Annotated in this window: 18 protein-coding genes; 8 read left to right on the top strand and 10 right to left on the bottom strand. The window is 74.8% G+C overall.

All coding sequences use genetic code 11. The features are described 5' to 3' along the window. Nucleotides 1-22: 22 nt before the first annotated feature. The 4 genes from ABD223_RS34015 to ABD223_RS34000 form a co-directional block, all read right to left on the bottom strand. Nucleotides 23-868, bottom strand: coding sequence for a methyltransferase domain-containing protein (locus tag ABD223_RS34015; protein WP_344040828.1), 846 nt, complete (start codon nucleotides 866-868; stop codon nucleotides 23-25). 144 nt (nucleotides 869-1,012) lie between these two features. Beyond that, nucleotides 1,013-1,603 (bottom strand): helix-turn-helix domain-containing protein, encoded by a 591-nt coding sequence (locus tag ABD223_RS34010; protein ID WP_344040827.1) that lies wholly within the window; start codon nucleotides 1,601-1,603, stop codon nucleotides 1,013-1,015. Nucleotides 1,604-1,645: 42 nt separating this feature from the next. Further along, the gene (locus ABD223_RS34005) at nucleotides 1,646-4,342 is read right to left on the bottom strand and encodes an ABC transporter substrate-binding protein (protein ID WP_344040826.1); all 2,697 of its coding nucleotides are present in this window, start codon (nucleotides 4,340-4,342) and stop codon (nucleotides 1,646-1,648) included. Nucleotides 4,343-4,739: 397 nt separating this feature from the next. Further along, on the bottom strand, nucleotides 4,740-5,483 hold the full coding sequence (locus ABD223_RS34000; protein ID WP_344040825.1) for a carbonic anhydrase family protein: 744 nt from the start codon (nucleotides 5,481-5,483) through the stop codon (nucleotides 4,740-4,742). Nucleotides 5,484-5,827: 344 nt separating this feature from the next. On the opposite strand from ABD223_RS34000, the gene ABD223_RS33995 reads away from it, so the two are divergent. Continuing rightward, nucleotides 5,828-6,694, top strand: coding sequence for a DUF4394 domain-containing protein (locus tag ABD223_RS33995; protein ID WP_344040824.1), 867 nt, complete (start codon nucleotides 5,828-5,830; stop codon nucleotides 6,692-6,694). On the opposite strand, the gene ABD223_RS33990 is transcribed toward ABD223_RS33995, so the two are convergent. The 3 genes from ABD223_RS33990 to ABD223_RS33980 form a co-directional block, all read right to left on the bottom strand. Next, nucleotides 6,595-8,712 carry an ATP-binding protein gene (locus ABD223_RS33990; RefSeq protein WP_344040823.1) on the bottom strand — a complete coding sequence of 706 codons (2,118 nt, stop codon included), beginning with the start codon at nucleotides 8,710-8,712 and terminating at the stop codon, nucleotides 6,595-6,597. The two genes, ABD223_RS33995 and ABD223_RS33990, sit on opposite strands and share 100 nt — an antisense overlap. A gap of 222 nt (nucleotides 8,713-8,934) precedes the next feature. Beyond that, a complete protein-coding gene (locus ABD223_RS33985; RefSeq protein WP_344040822.1) occupies nucleotides 8,935-9,498 on the bottom strand; it encodes a hypothetical protein in 564 nt (187 codons plus the stop codon). 141 nt (nucleotides 9,499-9,639) lie between these two features. Next, nucleotides 9,640-10,239, bottom strand: a complete 600-nt coding sequence (locus ABD223_RS33980) for a TetR/AcrR family transcriptional regulator (protein WP_344040821.1) — start codon at nucleotides 10,237-10,239, stop codon at nucleotides 9,640-9,642. Between the two features lie 99 nt (nucleotides 10,240-10,338). On the opposite strand from ABD223_RS33980, the gene ABD223_RS33975 reads away from it, so the two are divergent. Next, the gene (locus ABD223_RS33975; RefSeq protein WP_344040820.1) at nucleotides 10,339-11,463 is read left to right on the top strand and encodes an NADH:flavin oxidoreductase; all 1,125 of its coding nucleotides are present in this window, start codon (nucleotides 10,339-10,341) and stop codon (nucleotides 11,461-11,463) included. Between the two features lie 52 nt (nucleotides 11,464-11,515). On the opposite strand, the gene ABD223_RS33970 is transcribed toward ABD223_RS33975, so the two are convergent. Further along, the gene (locus tag ABD223_RS33970) at nucleotides 11,516-12,112 is read right to left on the bottom strand and encodes a DUF1062 domain-containing protein (RefSeq protein WP_344040819.1); all 597 of its coding nucleotides are present in this window, start codon (nucleotides 12,110-12,112) and stop codon (nucleotides 11,516-11,518) included. 391 nt (nucleotides 12,113-12,503) lie between these two features. Between ABD223_RS33970 and ABD223_RS33965 the strand changes: the two genes are divergently transcribed. From ABD223_RS33965 to ABD223_RS33945, 5 genes are all read left to right on the top strand, one after another. Next, the gene (locus ABD223_RS33965; RefSeq protein WP_344040818.1) at nucleotides 12,504-12,869 is read left to right on the top strand and encodes a hypothetical protein; all 366 of its coding nucleotides are present in this window, start codon (nucleotides 12,504-12,506) and stop codon (nucleotides 12,867-12,869) included. Nucleotides 12,870-12,986: 117 nt separating this feature from the next. Continuing rightward, nucleotides 12,987-14,120 (top strand): sensor histidine kinase, encoded by a 1,134-nt coding sequence (locus ABD223_RS33960; RefSeq protein ID WP_344040817.1) that lies wholly within the window; start codon nucleotides 12,987-12,989, stop codon nucleotides 14,118-14,120. Further along, nucleotides 14,117-14,788 carry a response regulator gene (locus tag ABD223_RS33955; RefSeq protein WP_344040816.1) on the top strand — a complete coding sequence of 224 codons (672 nt, stop codon included), beginning with the start codon at nucleotides 14,117-14,119 and terminating at the stop codon, nucleotides 14,786-14,788. Before ABD223_RS33960 ends, ABD223_RS33955 begins: the two co-directional genes overlap by 4 nt. 95 nt (nucleotides 14,789-14,883) lie before the next feature. Continuing rightward, entirely contained in the window at nucleotides 14,884-15,552 is a 669-nt protein-coding gene (locus ABD223_RS33950; protein ID WP_344040815.1) for a DUF2306 domain-containing protein, read from the top strand. After that, nucleotides 15,549-16,535, top strand: coding sequence for an NAD(P)-dependent alcohol dehydrogenase (locus ABD223_RS33945; protein WP_344040814.1), 987 nt, complete (start codon nucleotides 15,549-15,551; stop codon nucleotides 16,533-16,535). The genes ABD223_RS33950 and ABD223_RS33945 overlap by 4 nt, the downstream gene beginning before the upstream one ends. A gap of 57 nt (nucleotides 16,536-16,592) precedes the next feature. Here the strand turns inward: ABD223_RS33945 and ABD223_RS33940 are convergent, their stop codons facing one another. Continuing rightward, nucleotides 16,593-17,261, bottom strand: coding sequence for a DNA alkylation repair protein (locus ABD223_RS33940; protein ID WP_380647013.1), 669 nt, complete (start codon nucleotides 17,259-17,261; stop codon nucleotides 16,593-16,595). 143 nt (nucleotides 17,262-17,404) lie between these two features. Here ABD223_RS33940 and ABD223_RS33935 point away from each other — a divergent pair, with 143 nt between their 5' ends. Continuing rightward, nucleotides 17,405-17,605, top strand: a complete 201-nt coding sequence (locus ABD223_RS33935) for a hypothetical protein (protein WP_344040813.1) — start codon at nucleotides 17,405-17,407, stop codon at nucleotides 17,603-17,605. A gap of 86 nt (nucleotides 17,606-17,691) precedes the next feature. Here the strand turns inward: ABD223_RS33935 and ABD223_RS33930 are convergent, their stop codons facing one another. Next, complete coding sequence (locus tag ABD223_RS33930; RefSeq protein WP_344040812.1) at nucleotides 17,692-18,915, bottom strand: erythromycin esterase family protein; 1,224 nt, start codon at nucleotides 18,913-18,915, stop codon at nucleotides 17,692-17,694. Between the last annotated feature and the right edge of the window lie 14 nt (nucleotides 18,916-18,929).

Raw genomic sequence — 18,929 nt, 5'->3', positions numbered from 1 at the left:
CACCGGGTAGCCGTGGCGCGGTTCAGCGGCGCGCGGCCCACACGCTGCGCTCGGTGCGCATCGCGAGGTCGTCGCGGCGCAGGATCGACCGCGGACCCTCGGTGTCGAGCAGCCGGTCGAGGGCGTCCAGGTCCTCGGCGGCCAGGAACCGGGCGGCGGCGTCGCGCAGGCGGCGCAGGCCGCTGAGGGCGTAGCGGCCGACCGACTCGGCGTGCTCCTCGCCCGGGTTCACGGTGATCGTGCGCTCGCCCTCGACGGTGAACCCGGCGGCGGTCAGCCTGGGACCCCAGTCGGCGCCGCGGTGGGGCATGTGCCGGGCGTGGTGGTCGGCGAGCGCGGCGTGGCAGCGCTCCTCCAGGCCCGGCCGCTCCTCCGGGGCGTCCGCGGGCAGGAACCGGGGGAAGCCGGCCAACTCGACGACGGCGAACAGCCCGCCCGGCGCGAGCACGTCGTGGACCCGGCGCAGCGCGAGGTCCGGGTCGGCCAGGTGGTGCACGGAGGCGGACGCCCACACCAGGTCCGGCGTGCCGAGCTCGGGCCACGCCCCGTCGAGGTCGGCCTCCGCGGTGCGCACCCGGTCGAGCACGCCGGCCGCCCCGGCCTTCTCCCGCAGGCGGCGCAGGTGGTTCGGCGAGGCGTCGACGGCGGTCACCTCCGCGCCGGGGAAGCGGTCGAGCAGGGCGAGGGTGCCCGCGCCGGTCCCGCAGCCCAGGTCCACGACGTGACGGGGGTCGGTCCGGACGGGCAGCCACGCGGTGATGGAGGCGGTGTGCTCGGCGAGCACCTCCGCGTCCAGGTCCAGGATCTCCGCCTGGTCGGTGTCGTCGTGGCCGGCTCGGTGCGCCGCGTGCTGGGATGCGTGGTTCACGGCCCCCACGCTAGGTCGGCCATGCGCTCCCGGCACGAGTTCTCCCCGAATGCGCAAGACGATGTCCGACCGCCCTGCCGAACGCGCAACCCACCCGCCGCGACGCGCAAACCACCCGGCGCACGACTCACCGCAGCGTGCGACTCACCGCGGCGACCGGCCCGACCGGGTGTCCTCACGACCCTGGTGGCCGCGGCGGGCGTCGCGGTCGAAGATGCCCAGGACGTCGCACGGACCGCCCTCCGCGCCGATGGCGTGCGGGAGCATCGTGGGGAACTCCGCGGCCTGGTTGGCCTCCACCCGGAACCGGCGGTTGCCCAGCAGCAGGACCGCTGTGCCGGAGAGGACGACGAGCCACTCGCGGCCGGGGTGGGCGCGCAGGCGCGCCGGGTTGTCGGGTGGCGGGTCCACCATGCGGTGGCGCACGACCGTCACGCCGGGGTCCGCCCGGACGGACCACCGCATCACCCCGTGCGCCGAGTCGAGCGTCGGGTTGGAGACGACGTCGTCCGCGGCGGTCTCGACGAGTTGGTCCAGGGAGGTGTTGAGGGCGCGGGCGAGGGTGACGAGCTGGTCCAGGGCGAGGCGGCGCTGCCCGTTCTCGATCCGGCTGAGCGTGGACTGGCTGAGCCGGGCGCGGCCGGCCAGGTCTTCCAGCGACCAGCCCTGCGCGACGCGCAGCGCCCGGATCCGCTTGCGCACCAGGCTGTCCAACTCGCCATTGCTTTGCTCCATGCGCAACAGCGTATGCCTTCAGCGCAAGAGGGACCTGGCGCGTCAGCCGGGGCACGACTCGGGCCGGCCGTCGCTGTAGACGAACTCGCAGCGGGGCACGGCGGACGCGTCGCCGATGTCGTCGATGCGCGCGATCATGAGCTTGCGCTGCGCGCCGGTCCGGGAGTCGCGGAAGCTGATCTCGCCGGTGGCGCCGTCGAACGGGCTGCGCTCGATCAGCTCCTGGGCGATGGCCGCGCGGTGCGGCAGGTACACCGGGTCGTGGCCGGGGCGCTGCTGGTTGCGGCGCACGGCGGCGATGAACAGGCCCGCCGCGTCGTAGGCGAGGCCGACGCCCTGCCCGGGCCACGGCGGGCCGGGGGTGCGCGCCAGCTCGCGCGCGTAGTCGTTGGCGGCCGGCGGCTTCGCGTCCGACACCTGGTAGAGCAGGTTGTACCCGTCGCAGAACGCCACCAGCGGCTGCTCGTTCCGGTTGGTGCCCGGGATGCCCTCGTCGCGGCACGACCGGCCCGCCGCCACGACCCGCCCGCCCATGTCCACCCAGGACACCGGCAGGCCGTTCAGCTCGTACTGGTCGCGGCTCCGCTGCTGCGCCACGAATCTGATCACCGAGTCGTCGCCGACGACGGTCGGTGAACCGTCGCGCCCGCACAGGCCCACGACCCGGTTGAGGAACGCCGCGAACTGCCCCTCGCGGCCCGCGTAGAACGCGACCTCCCCGCCACCGCAGCGCACGTCCACCTCGTCCGGCGACCGCTCCCACCGCACGGGCTGCCGGGCCCGCATGTCGGGCCCGCGCTCCTCCACGGCGGTGGACGTCTCCTCGACCAGGGTCTTGATGTACGCGTCGTCGGCGGGCGGGTGGTAGACGGTCAGCTGCCGCGACGTCCGGTGCGCGTACTCCACGACCATCCGCGCCTGCACCCGGTTCCCGGGCGGGAGCTGGAAGTACAGCGGCGACACCTCGCCGAGGTTCTCGCCGGTGAGGACCATGGTCACCACCGCCGTGCCCAGGTGCCCCAGCAGCGCGATCGCGGTCTCGGTCTCCGGCACGGTCCGGTCCATGCCGATGACGCCGAGCACGGTCGGGTCGTCCCGCAGCAGCGGGGCCAGCAGGTCGCGCACGATCTCGGGCGCGGCCTTCATCGCGCTGCCGCCGTTGGCCACGACCACCCGCAGCAGCGGCTCGGTCTGCTCCTTGCGGTTGTGCTGCTGCTGCCGGATCAGCAGGCCCTCCAGCTCCTCGGCGATGGAGTGGTCGGTGCCGGGGTCGGCCTCGCGGTGCGTCAGGCCGGAGAAGTACACGACGCTGACCAGCGGCCGTTCGGGGTTGGCCTCGTGCAGGTCGCGCGCGACGGCGTTCTGCTCGAACACCGCCAGCTGCGCCAGCCGCAACCGCTGGTCCTGCCCGAACACGAGGGCGCTGTTGTCGCTGTACCCCACGCACTGGCCGAGGGCGTCGTGCCACCGCGCCACGGCGCCGGAGGTCGGGCTCGGCAGGCAGTTGGCGGCCCAGCGGTACACCGTCCAGGCCCCGGCGGTCAGCACCGGCACGGCGATCAGCAGCGCGGTCACCGCCACGGCGACGCCCTTGCGCGCCAGCCACGCGGGTTTGCGCGGCGGCAGGGAGCGGATCTTCGGCCACGCCTCGCGGTCGGCGTCGGACGGTTCGTCGGACGGGTCGGGCAGGCGGGCGAACACGAACCGCGCCTCGCCCTCCTGGCGCTGCCGCAGCGTCGGCAGCATCCGGTACCAGCGGTCCACCACGGACTGGACGTCGCGCACCGGGGGGATGCCGTGCGGGCTCTTCCACGTCGGCGGGGCGTCGCTGCGCGCCACCACCAGCAGCGGGTCCAGGTCGCCCTTCTCGTTGCGCACGTCGTTGACCAGGCGCAGCAGCTCCCAGCCGGCCTCGGTGACGTCGTCCAGCACGAGCACCACGTACGCGGTGCGCCGCCACCGCCGCGGGCGCAGGCCCCGCGGCCGGTAGGCCAGGCGCAGGTCCCGCAGGAACGCGTGGACCAGCACCTTCTTGATCTGCTCGACGTCCTCGGTGCCGCGCCGGCCGGTGGTGAGGCGTTCGGCGAAGCCCACGAACGTCGTCGAGTGCAGCGGCACCATGAACGGCTGCCGCATGAACCACCGGGGCACCCGGCCGACGATCGGCCAGCGGTGCGTCCACAGCCAGAACGGCAGCGGGCCGCCCACGACGACGAGCAGGCGCGCCCACCACGGCAGGCCGCCGTCGGCGGCGTCGCCCGCCATCGCCTGGGGGCGGTCCTTCTTGTACCAGGTGCGCAGCAGCGCGAGGCTCGCCGCGCGCGCGTCCCGGCCGTCGACGGGTTCGATGGTCTGCCGGGTGAGCCAGGACGCGAGCCGGTAGTGCTGGAACCGCAGCCGCCCGCCCGTGCCCTGGTTGTCCCACTCCAGCACCTGCTGCACGACGTCCAGCAGCGGCAGCAGCGCACCGGCCGCGCCGGGCAGCGGGTCGGCCGCGTTCACGATGACGTGCGCGACCTTGTCCCGCTCCGGCTGGTTCAGCCGGGTCGCGAGGGCGCCGGGCACGTCGCCGGGAGCGGCGCCGACCAGGGACAGGATGGGCAGCGGCCGGTCGCCCCGGTACTCGCCCTCCTTGGGCCTGCGCCAGCTCCAGCGGGGCCGGTCGACGAGGTCGCGGATGACGTCGAGCAGGGCGTGCAGGCCCTGGAAGGGCGGCTCTTCCTGAGGTTTCCCGGTCATGCGGCGGTCGGCGCTCCGTGGGCTGCGGGTGGTCGCGACCCGTCGCCGCGATCATCCCCAGGTTCCAGCGGTCGCGCCGGCACGCCCCGGGATTGGCGGGAAATCACTCGTTCGCGCTAACGCCGCACCGCAGTTCTGCGGTGCGGCAACGGCCCGGGGCCGGCCACCGGAAGCGCTCATCCCGTCCCGGGGCGCAGGGGGAGGACCGACGTGACGTGCCACGACCGCCTCCCGGAACCCGTCGACGGCTTCCGGGGGCCGGACCTTCCGCGAGGCCCCGCACCCGCTTCGCCGGCCGGCGTGCGCGGCCAAGCGGCGCTGCCCGACCGCGCGCGTCGTCGCACCGGCGGGCGGTGAGCCGGGGTGGGGCGGGAGGGGACCCCGCCCCACCGGCCGGTCAGAGGTGCGGCAGCTCGACCTGGACCGTGCGGCCGTTCAGCGGCTGCACGGGGCGGGAGTTGCCCTCGTAGAACAGGCTCTGGAAGCGGGAGACGGTGGCCTGGGTGACCGTCTTCTCGCTCATCAGGAACCACTGCACGCCCTCGGTGAACGGCGCGGTGGTGAGCGAGCCGGTGTAGCGGGCGGTGGCGCGGTTGACCGGCAGCAGGGTGTTCAGGTCGATGTCGGTCAGGTGCACCTCCTCGCCGCACTCGGGCGCGAGGTGCGCCAGGACCGCGTCCACGGTGGAGGCCGCGCCGACGCGCAGCGGCACGCCGATCACCAGCAGGGCGCCCGCGGCGCTGCGGTGCACCAGGTGCATCTCCAGCGGGTCGGCGTGGCCGGCGAGCCGGTGCTCCGACGGCGTGTGGAAGTGCAGTTGCAGGAGGTCGTACCGGACGCCGGAGAGGGTCACGTGGCCGGAGCCGGGCTGGACCTCGAACTCCTCGGTCTCCTCGTGGTCGCGCACGGTGCAGCCGTCGGCCGCCGCGGTGTCCTTGCGGACGTAGTGGAGGTCGCCCGCGACGTGGTGGCCGTAGGAGATCTGCAACTGGGGCAGGTGCGGGTTGAAGCGGATCGCCGAGGGCGCGATGTCGATCGGGCTCTGCAACGGCACCTGCGACTGGGCCGGGAACGCGCCGGCGGTCAGGAGCGCGCTGAGGGCGAGGGGGATGGTGATGGCGATTGCGCCTTTTCTTGCCACGTGGGTGCAGCCCTTCAGGACCTGGAGCCCAGGCGGGGATCGGCCCGCCTGGCGGGACCGGACCATCCTTCACTCGATCGAGTGAGTGGCAATAGATCAACAAATCACCCGAACAGGCCAGAAGCGGCATAAAGAGCTGTGCTTTCTGTCACAAGGAGCTACCGCTACACGATTTGATTACTCCTGATGGGTTAATCGTTGAACCATTTAGGACTTTTCACGCATCAATGCCACGACCGGCGCACCGGACAACTCCGCCGGTAGCGGACGAATAAGGATTCCGGAAGGCGCGCTGAATAGCGTGGCGCCGCAACCTGGCGGAACTCACCGGAAGGGGAGACGTGATGAGAGTGCCGGTCAAGAAGGGGGTGGCGGCGGCGACGGCGGCGGTGGCCGTCACGGCGGCGATCTTCGTAGGGAGCAGCGGCGGCACCGCGGCCGCCGCGGTGCCGAACCTGTCGGCGTTCGGGCTCATCGGCGACGGCAGGACGATGTGCGCCTTCAACACCACCACGCCCACCACGCTCAACTGGGTCAGGGACGTGAGCGGGTTCGCCGGCGGCGAGACCCGCCTGATCGGGCTCGACATCCGCGTGCAGGACAACGTCCTGTACGCCGTCGGCGACAAGGGCGGCATCTACACGATCGCGGTCGGGGACGAGTACGCGACGCTCACGAAGGTCTCGCAGCTGACCGTCGCGCCGCACGGCGTCGACTTCGGCGTCGACTTCAACCCGGCCGCCGACCGGCTGCGGGTGATCGGCGACAACGGCCAGAACCTGCGGCACGACCTCAACACCCACACCACCGTCGCGGACTCCGCGTTGAACTCCGGCGGCACGACGGCCAAGGGCGTCACCGCCGCCGCGTACACGAACAACGACCTGAACAGCGACACCGCGACCACGTTGTTCGACCTCAACACGATCAACGACCAGGTCGTCGTCCAGGCGCCGCCCAACAGCGGCCCGCTGAACGCGACCGGCAAGGTCGGCGTCGACGTCGGCGCCAACGCGGGCCTCGACATCTTCAGCGACCTGTCGGGCGGCCGGACCACCTCGAACACGGCGTTCGCCGCGTTCGTGCCCGCGGGCGGCGCCAGGGCGTCGTTCTACTCGATCGACGTGCTCACCGGCACGGCGACCAAGGTCGGGGACTTCCCGTCGATCGCGCCCGTCACCGAGGTGGCGGTCGCGCTCGACGCGGGCTGACGCCCGGACCGCCGAGCCCGTCCCCGGCCGGGGACGGGCTCGGCGCCGTCGGAGCGGGCGCTCCCGCGCCGGGCGCCCGCGGACGCGACCGCCGCCACCAGGTGGGCCGCTTGGCGGCCGTGCGCACCGTCCGCTGTCACGTCCGCCGTGCCGTCCGTGATGACGGCCGACGAGGTGGCCGTCATGACGTCCGCCGCGCCACCCGCCGTGCCGCTCACCCCGCCGGACTCCGCCAGGCGCTCCGACGCGTAAGCCCGCAGCGTCCCCAGCATCCGGTAGCGCGGTTCGACGCCGGTGTGGTCGACGGCGACCAGCGACTTGTCGACCAGGCCGGCCAGCACCTCCGCCACCGGCGGGCCGTCGCCGGGCGCACCGCCGCAGACCGCCTCGACCGCCTGCGCGGTGAACCCGCCCGCGAAGACGGCGAGCCGGTCGAACAACCGCCGCTGGGCGTCGTCGAGCAGGTCGTAGCTCCAGTCCACCACCGCGCGCAACGTCCGGTGCCGGCCTGACGTGCCGCAGGAGCCGGACACCGGCAGCCGGAAGGGGTCGTCCAGGCTCGCGGCGATCCGCCGCACCCCCCACGTCCGCACCCCGGCCACGGCCAGCTCGATCGCCAGCGGCAGGCCGTCCAGGCGTCGGCAGATCTCGGCGACCGCGCCGGCCGTGACCTCGGTCAACCGGAAGTCCGGGTCGACGGCCGACACTCGGTCGACGACCAACCGGACCGCGTCGGCCCGGCCGATCGCGTCGACCCCCGCGGCGCCGACCGCGGGCAGCCCCAGCCCCGGCACCGGGCGCACCGCCTCGCCGATGAGGCCGAGGCGTTCGCGGCTGGTGACGAGGACCCGCAGCTCGGGACAGCGGCGGAGCAGCCGGAGCGCCACCTCGCCGACCTCGTCGACCAGGTGCTCGCAGTTGTCCAGGACGAGCAGCAGCCGCTCGCCGCCGATGCGCTCGGCGAGCGCGTCGAAGAGCGGTCGCCGAAGCCGCTCGCGCACGTCCAGCACCGCCGCCACCGCGGGCACGGCGCACCCCGGCCTGGTCACCGCGGCCAGGTCGACCAGCGCGGCCCCGGCCGGGAAGTCCGGTGCGCTCACCCCGGCCGCCTCGACCGCGAGGCGGCTCTTGCCCGCCCCGCCCGCGCCGGTCAGCGTGACCAGGCGGTGCTCGCGCAGCAGGGCGCGGATCCCGGGCAGCTCGCGCCGGCGCCCGACGAAGCTGGTCACCGCGGCCGGCAGGACGTGCAGCCGCCGCACCGCCCTCGGCGGGTCCAGCCACGATGCCTGGCGGAGGACGGCCGCGTGCAGCGCCCTCAGCTCACCGCCGGGGTCGAGCCCCAGCTGGTCGGCCATCACCAGGCGGACGCTCTCGTAAGCGCGCAGCGCCTCACCTTGGCGACCCGTTCGGTACAGCGCCAGCACGAGCTGACCCCAGAAGCGCTCGCGCAGGGGGTTCTCGGCCACCAGCGCCCCCAGCTCCGCCACCAGCTCGGCGTGCCGGCCCAGGTCCAGGTCGGCGGCGACCCGGTTCTCCAGCGCCCGCAACCGCAGCTCCCCCAGCCGCGCGACGTCGGGCCGGGCGAACGGCTCGTCGGCGAACTCGGCCAGCGCGGGTCCCCGCCACAGCGCGAGCCCGGCGCCGAGGTCGTCGCGGGCACGACCGGGCTCCCCGGCGGCCAGCGCGGCCGCGCCCGCGGCGGCGAGCCGTTCGAAGCGCCACGCGTCGACGTCCTCCGGGCCGGCGCCCAGCACGTAGCCGCCGGCCCGGCTGGAGAGCCGGACCTCCGCGATCCGCAGCGCCGCCCGCAGCTCGGACGTCCGCACGTGCAGCATCGCCCGCGCGCTGCGCGGGGGAGCGTCCCCCCACAGCGCGTGGACCAGCGTGCCGGCGGGCACCACGTCCCCCGCCCGCAACAACAGGGCCGCGAGCAACCGCCGGTGCCGCGGCCCGCCCAGGGCGAGGGGACGACCCGCGTGCACGACCTCGACCGGACCCAGGACCCGGAACTCCACCACCGCGTTCTCCCCCCGTCCGGGACGAACGGCGCGACGTGGCGGGGCGCCCGGCCGTCCAGGCGAACGGCGCCAGTCTGCACCGGCGGGAGCGGCGAACGGGGTGGATCCGACCGGTTTTGCGAGGACTGACAACCGCCGCGGCGGTGGTCGCGGTGTTTGCCCCTCAATCACGAAGACGGCGAGCCGCGGACCGCGCCGTGCTCGGCTCGCCGGTGGTCGCGTTCACGCCGTGAGGGGCGTCCGCCCGGCCGTTTCGCCGTAGGCGCTGCCGACCAGGTGGATGGCGGCGGCCAGGTCCGAGGCGGTGCTCAGGCCCGCCAGGTGGTGGTGGACCGGGCCGGTGAACGGGTCGTGCGCCCGCGCGTCGACGTAGGCGGCCCGCTCCACCGCCGCCTGCTCCAGCGCGGCCTGCACGACCGGCCGGACCCGGGTGATGGTGCTCAGCATCCGCTCGTACACCGTGGTGCCGGCGGCCGTGGACGGGTGCTGCGCGTGGTCGGCGGCGGCCACCAGCAGGTCGGCCAGGTCGGTGAGGTCGGGCGTGAGCGGGGACAGGCGGGCGCCAGAGGGAGCGGTCCGCGGTCGGCGCGGCCAGTGCGCGGCGAGGTCGAGCAGCAGGGTGGCCAGCAGGTCCCGGAGCCCGACGGCGCCGTAGGCGTCGGTCATCGTGCGGACCACCCGGCGGCGGGTCGGGCGGTCGTGGTCGCGCACGGCCTGGGCGTAGGTGCGGCGGGTCAGCTCCAGCGAGCGCCGGTAGTCGTCGCTGCCGCGGGGGAGATCGGTCATGGCGGCATGGTCGCGCCTCGGGCGATCGTCACCCGATCCGGGTGGGGCTGATCGCGGATCCGCGGAGGTCTGTACCGTTGGCCCGCCGACCGGGTCGGGGCGGACCGGCGCGCCCGCCGACGACAGGTCCACTGTAGATGGTCACGCCGTCGGCAGCGGCGCGCCGTGCACCGCGCCGAGGCCGTCGAGGGCGATGCGCAGCTGCCGCCGCCACACCCACGCGCAGTGGTCGCCCACCAGTTGCACGGTGTGGCTCAACGTGGCCAGCAGCAGCGCCAGGTCGCCGGTCGTCACGTCGGCGCGCAGCACCCCGGCGTCCTGGGCGCGGGCGCGCAGGTCGTCGAGCACGGGGTGCAGCAGGCCCGTGCAGTCCGGGCTCGGGCCGCTCCAGGTGTTGCCGTAGGCCTCCACGACGGCCCGGTGGCAGGCCTGGGTGGCCAGGGCGTGCTCGTAGAACCCCTCCAGCGCGGCCCGGGGGTCGTCGGTGCTGTCGGCGGCCCTGCGCGCGGCGCAGGCCCACGCGGTGAACTCGCGGTCGAGGATGGTGCCGAGGAGGTCTTCCTTGGTCGGGAAGTGGCGGTAGAGCGTGCCCATGCCGACGCCGCTGCGCTGGGCGATCTCCCGGACGTCCACGGCGCTGCCCTGCTCGGCGAGCACCTCGGTGGCGGCTTCGATGATCGCGGCGCGGTTGCGCTCGGCGTCGGCGCGGAGCGGTCTGCGGGTCGACGGGTCGGTGGCCACGCCCCCAGCATAGTCGTCCGCGGGCGGTAGCGGAGCAGTTGCTCCGGTTGTGCTAGCTTCAAGAGGAGCAACCGCTCCGCTTCGACACCGAGGATGGACATGACCACGCCCACGCGCACCGACACCTCGCCGCTGTTCCGCCCCTTCACCGCCGGTTCGCTCGACCTGCCGAACCGCGTGGTGATGGCTCCCATGACCAGGCAGTTCTCGCCCGGTGGGGTGCCGGGTGAGAACGTCGCCGACTACTACGCGCGGCGCGCCGCCGGCGGTGTCGGCCTGATCGTCACCGAGGGCACCTACGTCGGGCACCCCAGCGCCGGCGAGAGCGCCGACGTGCCGCGCTTCCACGGCGAGGACGCGCTGGCGGGCTGGGCGCGCGTCGTCGAGCGCGTGCACGCCGAGGGCGGCCGGATCGTGCCGCAGCTGTGGCACGTGGGCGCGGCCCGCAAGCCCGGCACGCCGCCCGTGCCGGACGCGCCCGTGCTGACGCCGTCGGGCCTGGGGCTGGACGGCGCACCGATCGGCGAGGCCGGCCCGGTGCCGACGACCAGCGACCTGGAGGCCGTCGTGACCGCGTTCGCCGAGGCCGCCGCGGACGCGCGCCGCCTGGGCTTCGACGGCGTGGAGCTGCACGGCGCCCACGGTTACCTGCTCGACAACTTCCTGTGGGAGGTCACCAACCGCCGCACCGACGCCTACGGCGGCAGCGCGGTCGCCCGGACGCGCCTGGTCGCCGAGGTCGTGGCCGCGGTGCGCGCCGCGACGTCGCCGGACTTCCCGGTCGTCCTGCGCCTGTCGCAGTGGAAGCCCGGCGCGTACGACGCCAAGCTGGCGCACACGCCGCAGGAGCTGGAGTCGATCCTGACGCCGCTGGCCGAGGCCGGCGTGGACGTCTTCCACGGTTCGACGCGCCGCTACTGGCAGCCCGAGTTCGAGGGCTCGGACCTCAACTTCGCGGGGTGGATCAAGAAGATCACCGGCCGACCCACCATCTCCGTCGGCTCGGTCGGGCTGGACGGCGAGTTCCTGGCCTCCTTCGCCGGGCAGGTCCCGTCGCCCACGGGCATCGACCAGCTGCTGGAGCGCCTGGCCGCGGACGAGTTCGACCTGATCGCCGTCGGGCGGGCGCTGCTGGCCGACCCCGAGTGGGCCCGCAAGGTCGAGGGGGGCGACGTGGCGGGCCTCGCCCCGTTCACCCCGGACGCGCTGCGCTCCCTGGTCTGACACCGGGACCGGCCCGCCCGAAGCCCTTCGGCGTCGGGCGGGCCGGGTCGCGTCACGCCGGTGGCGCGCACACCGGCGTGACGAAGAAGGTGAAGTCCTCGCGGGCCTTCGCGTCGACGGCCAGGGGCAGGTGCACGCGCCCGGAACGGACCGCGTCCCTCACGGCGGACCGGCTCAGGTCCAGCCCGGCCGTGAGCAGCTTCTCGACCCGGATGGGCGCCGGCAGCTCGAACCTGACCACGACCTCCAGCGGCGCCGGGTCGTCGGGTTCGTAGAACGGCATGTCGGTCTCCAGCTCCCACGTGCCGCTCCAGTCGAGCCGGTGCGCGGCCTTGCCCGCCGGCGCCGGGTCCATGGCCAGCCGGCGCACCATGGCCGGGTGGTTGCCCTCGAACATCAGCAGCCGCTCGTGGTCGAGCGCCTGCACGTGGACGCGCTCGTGGACGGGGATCTTCGAGGTGCGGTCGCACAGCTCGCAGCGGATCAGCATCCAGACGTCGAGGAGCTTGCCGCTCGCGTTCACCCGGAACTTGCCGGTGGGGTGGTGGCGCGTGGACCTGCACGACGCGCACGCCTTGACGATGGCGGGCAGGCCGAGTTCCTTGACCACCCACAGCGCTTTGCGGTCGACGTCGGATCCGGCGGGCACGCGGGCACCGCGGTGATCACTCATGGTTTCGGCGAACTCCAAGCTCGCGGGGAGGCGCCCGGCCGGCATTTCGCGGCGCCGGGGATCGCCTCGGGGACCCGGTGGCAGGCGGCCGGCGCCCGGGAGCGGGAACGCCGGCCGGCGTGACGCCGCACAACGCGGCGCGTGAGGAAGCCCGCCCTCGTCACGAGGCGCGGGCTCCGAGCGGTGCGGCGGGAGGAGGAGGGGAGAAGTCGAACCCGTCCTCGTCCCGCGGGCGTGCCACTGGCTACAGATCCATGTCCGCCATGATGTTCAACCGGCGTGCCGTCGGGCAACGGGTTTTCCGGCGGGGGTCGGCAGGCTGGTGCACCATCCCCTCGGTAGATCGAGGAACAGCGGAGGCGAACCAGTGGGCACGTGGGGCACCGGCAACTACGAAGACGACACGGCCGCCGATCACCTGAGCACCCGCACCAGCGGGTTGGTCGAGGAGATCGCGGAGCACTTCGCGGGCGACCCGGTGGGGTTGGAGCCGGACGAGTACGGCGGTGCCGTGGTGCCCGGCGCGGTGGAGCTGCTGTGCCTGATCGCCGAACAGGGCTGGGTGGGCGCCACGCTGCCGCCCGCGGCCGTGGCGCTGGAGTGGAAGCGGCGCTACCTGGAGGTGTGGGACGCGACGATCGACGACCTGGGGCCGTCCCCGGAGTACCGCGCCGGTCGCCGGGAGGTGCTGGTGGCCACGTTCGACCGCCTCGTGGCGCTCGCCTCCCGGTGACCGGCGCGGCGGTGGCGCGGGGAGCCGCGCCGGACCACCCGCCGGGCCGCGCACCGGGCCGCGCCACTCGTACTTCAGGCCGATCTGCCGCGGCGCGGGCTCGCCTACCATGAGCCGGTGCACGAGTTCTTCCGGTCCGTGTGGGACGAGCCACGCCCTCCGCACCCGCCGTCGCGCGCCTGGCGGGACTGGGCGTTGGTCGGCGTGCTCGCGGTGGCCGCGGTGCTGGAGGGGCTGCTCCGGGAGGACCTCCGGTCGCCGGTCGCCTCGGTGGTGGTCGCCGTGGGGCTGCTGCCCGCGTTGCGGTGGCGGCGGACCCGGCCGCTGCTGGTGGTCGGGATCGCCTTCGGCGTGTCCGCGGTGGTCCCGGCGGTGATCGGCCGCGAGCCCGAGCTGAACACCATGGTGTACCTGCTGCTGTTCCCGTTCTCCCTGTTCCGCTGGGGATCCGGGCGCGAGGCGGTGCTCGGTTCGCTGGTCGTGCTGGCCAAGGTCGGCTCCTCGGTGGTGCTCGGCGCCACCGGGGCGAGCGAGGGGTTCGCCGGTGTCGTCGTCCTGTCGACGGCCGCCACCCTCGGCGCGGCGCTGCGGTTCCGGGTCAGGGCGCGGGTGCGCGAACTCGACCAGGCCAAGCTGATGGAACGGGAGCGGCTGGCCCGCGACCTGCACGACACCGTCGCGCACCACGTCTCGGCGATGGCCATCCGCGCGCAGGCCGGCCTCGCCACGTCGGGTTCCCACCCGGAGGCCGCGGCCGACGCGCTGCGCGTGATCGAGTCCGAGGCGTCGAGGGCGCTGGCCGAGATGCGCACCATGGTCCGGGCGCTGAGGCGGGACGACCCGGTCGACCTGGCGCCGAACCCGGGCGTCGCCGACCTCGAACGGCTCGCGAGCCGCTCGCCCTTCGGCCCGTCCGTGGACGTGGTGGTCCTCGGCGACGTCGAGGACCTGGCACCGTCGGTCGGGACCGCGGCCTACCGGCTCGCCCAGGAATCGGTCACCAACGCCCGGCGGCACGCCCGGCACGCCTCCCGGATCGGGGTCCGGGTGGTCGTCGACGAACGGGCGGTGCGCCTGTGGGTGACCGACGACGGTGAGCGCCCGACCCGCCCGACCGCGGCGCGGGGGCACGGGCTGATCGGCATGGCCGAACGCGCCGGCCTGCTCGGCGGCACCTGCGAGGCGGGCCCGAACCCGGACCGCGGCTGGACCGTGACCGCCGTGCTGCCGCGCGCCGGGGGAGCCGCGTGAGCGTCAGCGTGGTCGTGGCCGACGACCAGGAGATCATCCGCACCGGCCTCACGATGATCCTCGACGCCCAGCCGGGCATCGAGGTGGTCGGCGCGGCGGCCGACGGTCGGCAGGCGGTCGAGCTGGCCCGGCGGCTGCGCCCCGACGTGTGCCTGTTCGACATCCGGATGCCCGTGGTCGACGGCATCGAGGCCACCCGCGCGCTCGCCGGGCCCGGCGTCGCCGACCCGTTGGCGATCGTCGTCATCACCACCTTCGACCTGGACGAGTACGTCTACGCGGCGCTGCGCGCGGGCGCCAAGGGCTTCCTGCTCAAGGACGCGGGCCCCGCCCTGCTGGCCCAGGCCGTCCACGCCGCCGCGAACGGCGAGGCGCTGATCGCGCCCAGCGTCACGGCCCGGCTGCTCGCCGCGTTCGCGGGCTCCGGACCGCCCTCGACGCCGGCGCGGCCCGTCGACCCGCTCACCGAGCGGGAGGAGCAGGTCCTGGCCGCGGTGGCGTCCGGGTGCACCAACGGCGAGGTGGCACAGCGGCTCCACATCACGCTCAGCACCGTCAAGACCCACATCACGAGCCTGATGAACAAGCTCGGCGCGCGGAACCGCGTGGAGATCGCCATCTGGGCGCACGAGACGGGCCGGTTCCGGCGCGACGGCGACCGCCGTTAGCCGAAAGTACGACCCGGGTCCCGGCCTTCCGGACGGGTGGATCGCGGCCTGATTCCCGATGAGCCGGCACCACCGCACCGGCCACGATCTGGGGCATGACGACGACAACGCCGAGGCGCGCCGCCCCCGCCCGCCGGGGGTGGCTCCTGCCGGCCGGGCTGATCGCGCTCAGCCTCGTCCCGGTGCTGGCGGGCGCGTTCCGCCTGGTCGAACTGGGCGGTGGCGCGCGGCTCTTGCCGGACGGCGGGGAGCACCACCTCGGCACAGCGGGTCCCTTGGCGGCGCACATCGTCACGGTCAGCGCGTACGCCGTCCTGGGCGCCTTCCAGTTCGCACCCGGGTTCCGGGCGCGGCGGCGCGGGTGGCACCGGGTGGCGGGGCGGCTGCTGGTCCTGTGCGGGCTCGTCGGCGCGCTGTCGGCGCTGTGGCTGGCCCTGTCCGGGCACCGCGCGGGCGTCGGCGCGCTCGGCGCCGGTTCGCGGCTCGTGTTCGGCGCGGCCTGGGCACTGTTCCTCGTCCTCGGGTTCGCCGCGGCCCGGCGCCGCGACTTCGCCGGGCACCGCGACTGGATGATCCGCGGCTACGCGGTCGGCCTGGGGGCCGGCACGCAGGTCCTCACCCTCGCGTCCTGGTCGGCGTTCGCCGGCGAACCCGGCCGGCTCGCCGAGGCGCTGCTGATGGTCGCCGGCTGGCTGATCAACCTTCTCGTGGCCGAGCGGGCCATCCGCCGCTCCCGCGACCCACACCCCTCGGAGGTACGGTGAAAGCGATCGCCCAGGACCGTTACGGTTCTCCCGACGTGCTGCTGCTCAGCGAGGTGGACCGCCCGTCGCCGGCGGATGACGAGGTGCTCGTGCGGGTGCGCGCGGCGACGGTGAACGCCCGCGACTGGCACGTCATGCGCGGCGATCCCTACCTGGCCCGGCTCCTGCCGGGCGTGATGGGGTTCCGCGGTCCCAAGGTGCGGATCCGGGGCACGGACTTCGCGGGCGTGGTGGAGGCGGTGGGCGGGCGGGTGACCCGGTTGCGGCCGGGCGACGAGGTGTACGGCGAGGTCGACGGCGCGTTCGCCGAGTACGTGCGCGCGCCGGAGGGCGTCGTGGACCGCAAACCGGCCAACCTGACCTTCGAGCAGGCGGCCGCGCTGCCGCTGGCGGCCAACACCGCGCTCATGGGCCTGCGCGACGAGGGGCGGGTGCGGGCCGGGCAGCGGGTCCTGGTCAACGGCGCGTCCGGCGGCGTCGGCACGTTCGCCGTGCAGATCGGCAAGTGGCTCGGCGCGGAGGTGACGGCGGTGTGCGGCGCCAGGAACGTGGACCTGGTGACCTCGCTCGGCGCGGACCACGTCATCGACTACGGCCAGGACGACTTCACCCGGGACGCGGGGCGTTACGACGTCGTCTTCGACCTGGTGGGCAACCACTCGCTGACCGCGCTCCGGCGCACGCTCAAGCCGGGTGGCGCGCTCGTCCTCTCCGGCGGCGGCGCGTCCACCGGCGGCAGCTTCCTCGGGCCGATGGGCCTGATCATCCGGGGGTCGCTGTCGGCCGCCCTGGTCCGCCGGCACCGGATCGCCGTCCTGGAGGCGCGGCCGAGCGCGGAGAACCTGGCGACGCTGCGGGAACTCGCCGAGGCCGGGGCGGTGACGCCGGTCATCGACCGGACCTACGCGCTCGACGAGGTGCCCGACGCCATCCGGTACGTCGAGGACGAGCACGCGCGCGCCAAGGTCGTCATCACGGTGTGAGCGAACCGGGGTCGTGCCGCCACGTCCTCCCGGGCTCGGCGGCACGACCGCGGGCGCTCAGCCCTGCCCGCGGCGCACCATCTCGGCGATCCAGGTGGGTGCGAACGGCGACGTGCAGTTCGGGGGAGTCGGGTAGTCCTTGAGCACCTCCAGGCGCTCGCCGATGTCGATCGCGCGGGCGCGGTGCCCGGCGTGCTCGATCCCGATCTGGGCCAGGCAGTGGTTCATCGCCCACTGGAGGCGGTCCGGGGCGTCCCTCATGCCCGCCTCGATGACGTCGAGCAGCCCCGCGAGGTCGAGGCCCCCGGGCTCCTTGGCCACGCGTTCGGTGGTCAGCGCCCACCCGGCGCTCGCCACCACCGGGTCCGGGTCGGCGGTCCAGGCCAGGCGCAGCTCCTCGCGGTGCGCGCTCTTCTTCACCACGTAGTTGACGAGCCAGTCGTGCACCTTGGGCGCGCGCGCCTCGCGCAGCATGGCGTCCAGCTCGTCGCGTTCGAACGCCTTCGGGCGGCAGACCAGGATCGCCAGCAGCCTCGCCGCGGTGTCGCCCGTCGCCCACAGCCGGTGCGCGAGCTCCTGCTGCGTCTTCAACCGCTTGGCGACCGCGCGCAGCTTGCCGAGGTTCACGCCGTGGTCGTCGCCGTGCCTCTCGTTCACCGCGCGCGCCTTCGGGTCGTCGAGCGCGGCCAGCTCGGCCATCACCTCGGCCACCGCCGTCCCGGCCACCGTCTCGGACACCTCGACCTCCCGTCCGCCGCCGGCGGGATCCGGCTTCGCGGGGGACCAGTGAACCAGGTGGCCACGGCCCCGGTGAACAGGCGGGCGTAGCGGAGCTTGCGCCCCGACCCCGCGCCGAGGAACCGCCGCAGGTGGCGGGCGACGCCGTGGGCGCCGCCGACGGGCAGGACCACGACGCGCTCGGCCCCCAGGTCGCGGCCGCACGCGCGGCCGGCGTCTCGACGGCGATCTGGTCGCCGACCCCCTCGACGAGCACGACGGCACGGGCGTCCTCCGCCCGCGCCTCGGCCCGCGCCGTCGCCTCGGTCGCGGCCGCCGGCCCGGTCGCATAACCCGCGAGGAGGCCCTCGCCGTCCACTCGCACCGCTCCACCGTCGACCACCGCCGCCGGTGCGCGCCACCGGGTCGTCGGGCCCGGTCACCAGTACTGGTGCCGCACCCCGTCGGTGTCGGCGACGAAGACGACCGCGTCGGCGCCGTCCAGGTCCGCCGGGTCGAGCGGGAGGTGGCCGGGCACGATCGGTTCGCCCGTGCGGGTCGACGGCGGGAGCGCGGCGCGCAGGGCCGGCGCGGGGAACAGGGCGCGGCGGGTGGTCGCACCGGCCAGCGCGTGCTGGAGGGTGCCCGGTTCGCTGCGGGGGTTGGCGTCGGTCGCCAGGAACAGGTAGCGCTCGCCGAGGGTGGTGGCGACCAGCGCGCCGGCGCTGCCCCAGCTCGCCTCCTCCTCGCCGAACCGCATGTGGGACGGCGTGCGTTGCAGGTGCGCGTTGTGCGCGAACACCAGGGTCGGTCCGCGCCGCCGCTCCCGGGCGACGATCGCGAGCAGGTTCTCGGCCATCATCTCGGCGCGCAGGCTGAGCAGGGTCGCGATGCGGTCGGGCGCGGGAGTGGCCATGGCCGCGTGGTAGCGCAACAGGCCCTGGGCGGTGCGCGCGTGCGCGAGGGCGTGGTCGTAGCCGTCGGGGTCGGCGGGCCGCAGGACGGGCGCGGCGCGCCGCAGGGCGCTGGAGAGGTCGTCGGCGACGACGCGCAGGGCGCGGGCGCGGTCGGAGCCGCCGATGGACGCCGCCGGGTCGTACATGGCGGCCGGGTTGGTCCAGTCCTCGTCCGAGTCCGCGTCGAGCAGCGCGTCGAGGTCGCGGACCGACGCGGGTCGCAGCGCCGGGGGCAGGTGGTCGGCGACCGCGGACAGCGCGTGCCGCGGGCCGGGCGCGGCGGCGGTCTCGGTCGGCGCGTCGAAGCCGTGGAAGCGGACCTGGTCCCGCGGCGGTCGGTCGGCGTTGTGCGCGCGGAGCAGCTCGACGAGTTCGCGGTTGCCCGGCACGCCGCCGAACGAGTGGCTGAACCCGGTCGCGAGCACCGCGTCGACCTCCGCCGTCCCGCCGGTGACGTGGTCGTCGACGACGGACGCGGCGAAGAAGTCGGTCTCCAGCGCGATCGACCGGAACCCGCGTTCGACGAGGTGGGTGAGGACCTCGTTGCGCAGCAGCGGGAACGCCTCGATCCCGTGGGTCGGCTCGCCCAGGGCGAGCAGGGCCGGCGGCTCGGCCCGCGCGGCGAGCAGTTCGTCGAGGGCGCGGCCCAGGTCGGCCGGGTCGTCGAGTGGTCGGCCGATGGCGCGCAGTGCTGCGGAAGTGGACATGAACACCCCTGTTC

The organism is Saccharothrix xinjiangensis, from assembly GCF_039527585.1.
GTDB lineage: Bacteria > Actinomycetota > Actinomycetes > Mycobacteriales > Pseudonocardiaceae > Actinosynnema > Actinosynnema xinjiangensis.
The sequence above is the reverse complement of the archived record's forward strand: the minus strand, read 5'-3'. Positions and strand labels throughout refer to the sequence as shown.

What these genes read in the sequence shown, in the direction of transcription:
- ABD223_RS34010 (WP_344040827.1), bottom strand. Translation starts at nt 1,603, where the DNA reads ATGGAGCAAAGCAATGGCGAGTTGGACAGCCTGGTGCGCAAGCGGATC.
- ABD223_RS34005 (WP_344040826.1), bottom strand. Translation starts at nt 4,342, where the DNA reads ATGACCGGGAAACCTCAGGAAGAGCCGCCCTTCCAGGGCCTGCACGCC.
- ABD223_RS33995 (WP_344040824.1), top strand. Translation starts at nt 5,828, where the DNA reads ATGAGAGTGCCGGTCAAGAAGGGGGTGGCGGCGGCGACGGCGGCGGTG.
- ABD223_RS33985 (WP_344040822.1), bottom strand. Translation starts at nt 9,498, where the DNA reads ATGACCGATCTCCCCCGCGGCAGCGACGACTACCGGCGCTCGCTGGAG.
- ABD223_RS33975 (WP_344040820.1), top strand. Translation starts at nt 10,339, where the DNA reads ATGACCACGCCCACGCGCACCGACACCTCGCCGCTGTTCCGCCCCTTC.
- ABD223_RS33950 (WP_344040815.1), top strand. Translation starts at nt 14,884, where the DNA reads ATGACGACGACAACGCCGAGGCGCGCCGCCCCCGCCCGCCGGGGGTGG.
- ABD223_RS33930 (WP_344040812.1), bottom strand. Translation starts at nt 18,915, where the DNA reads ATGTCCACTTCCGCAGCACTGCGCGCCATCGGCCGACCACTCGACGAC.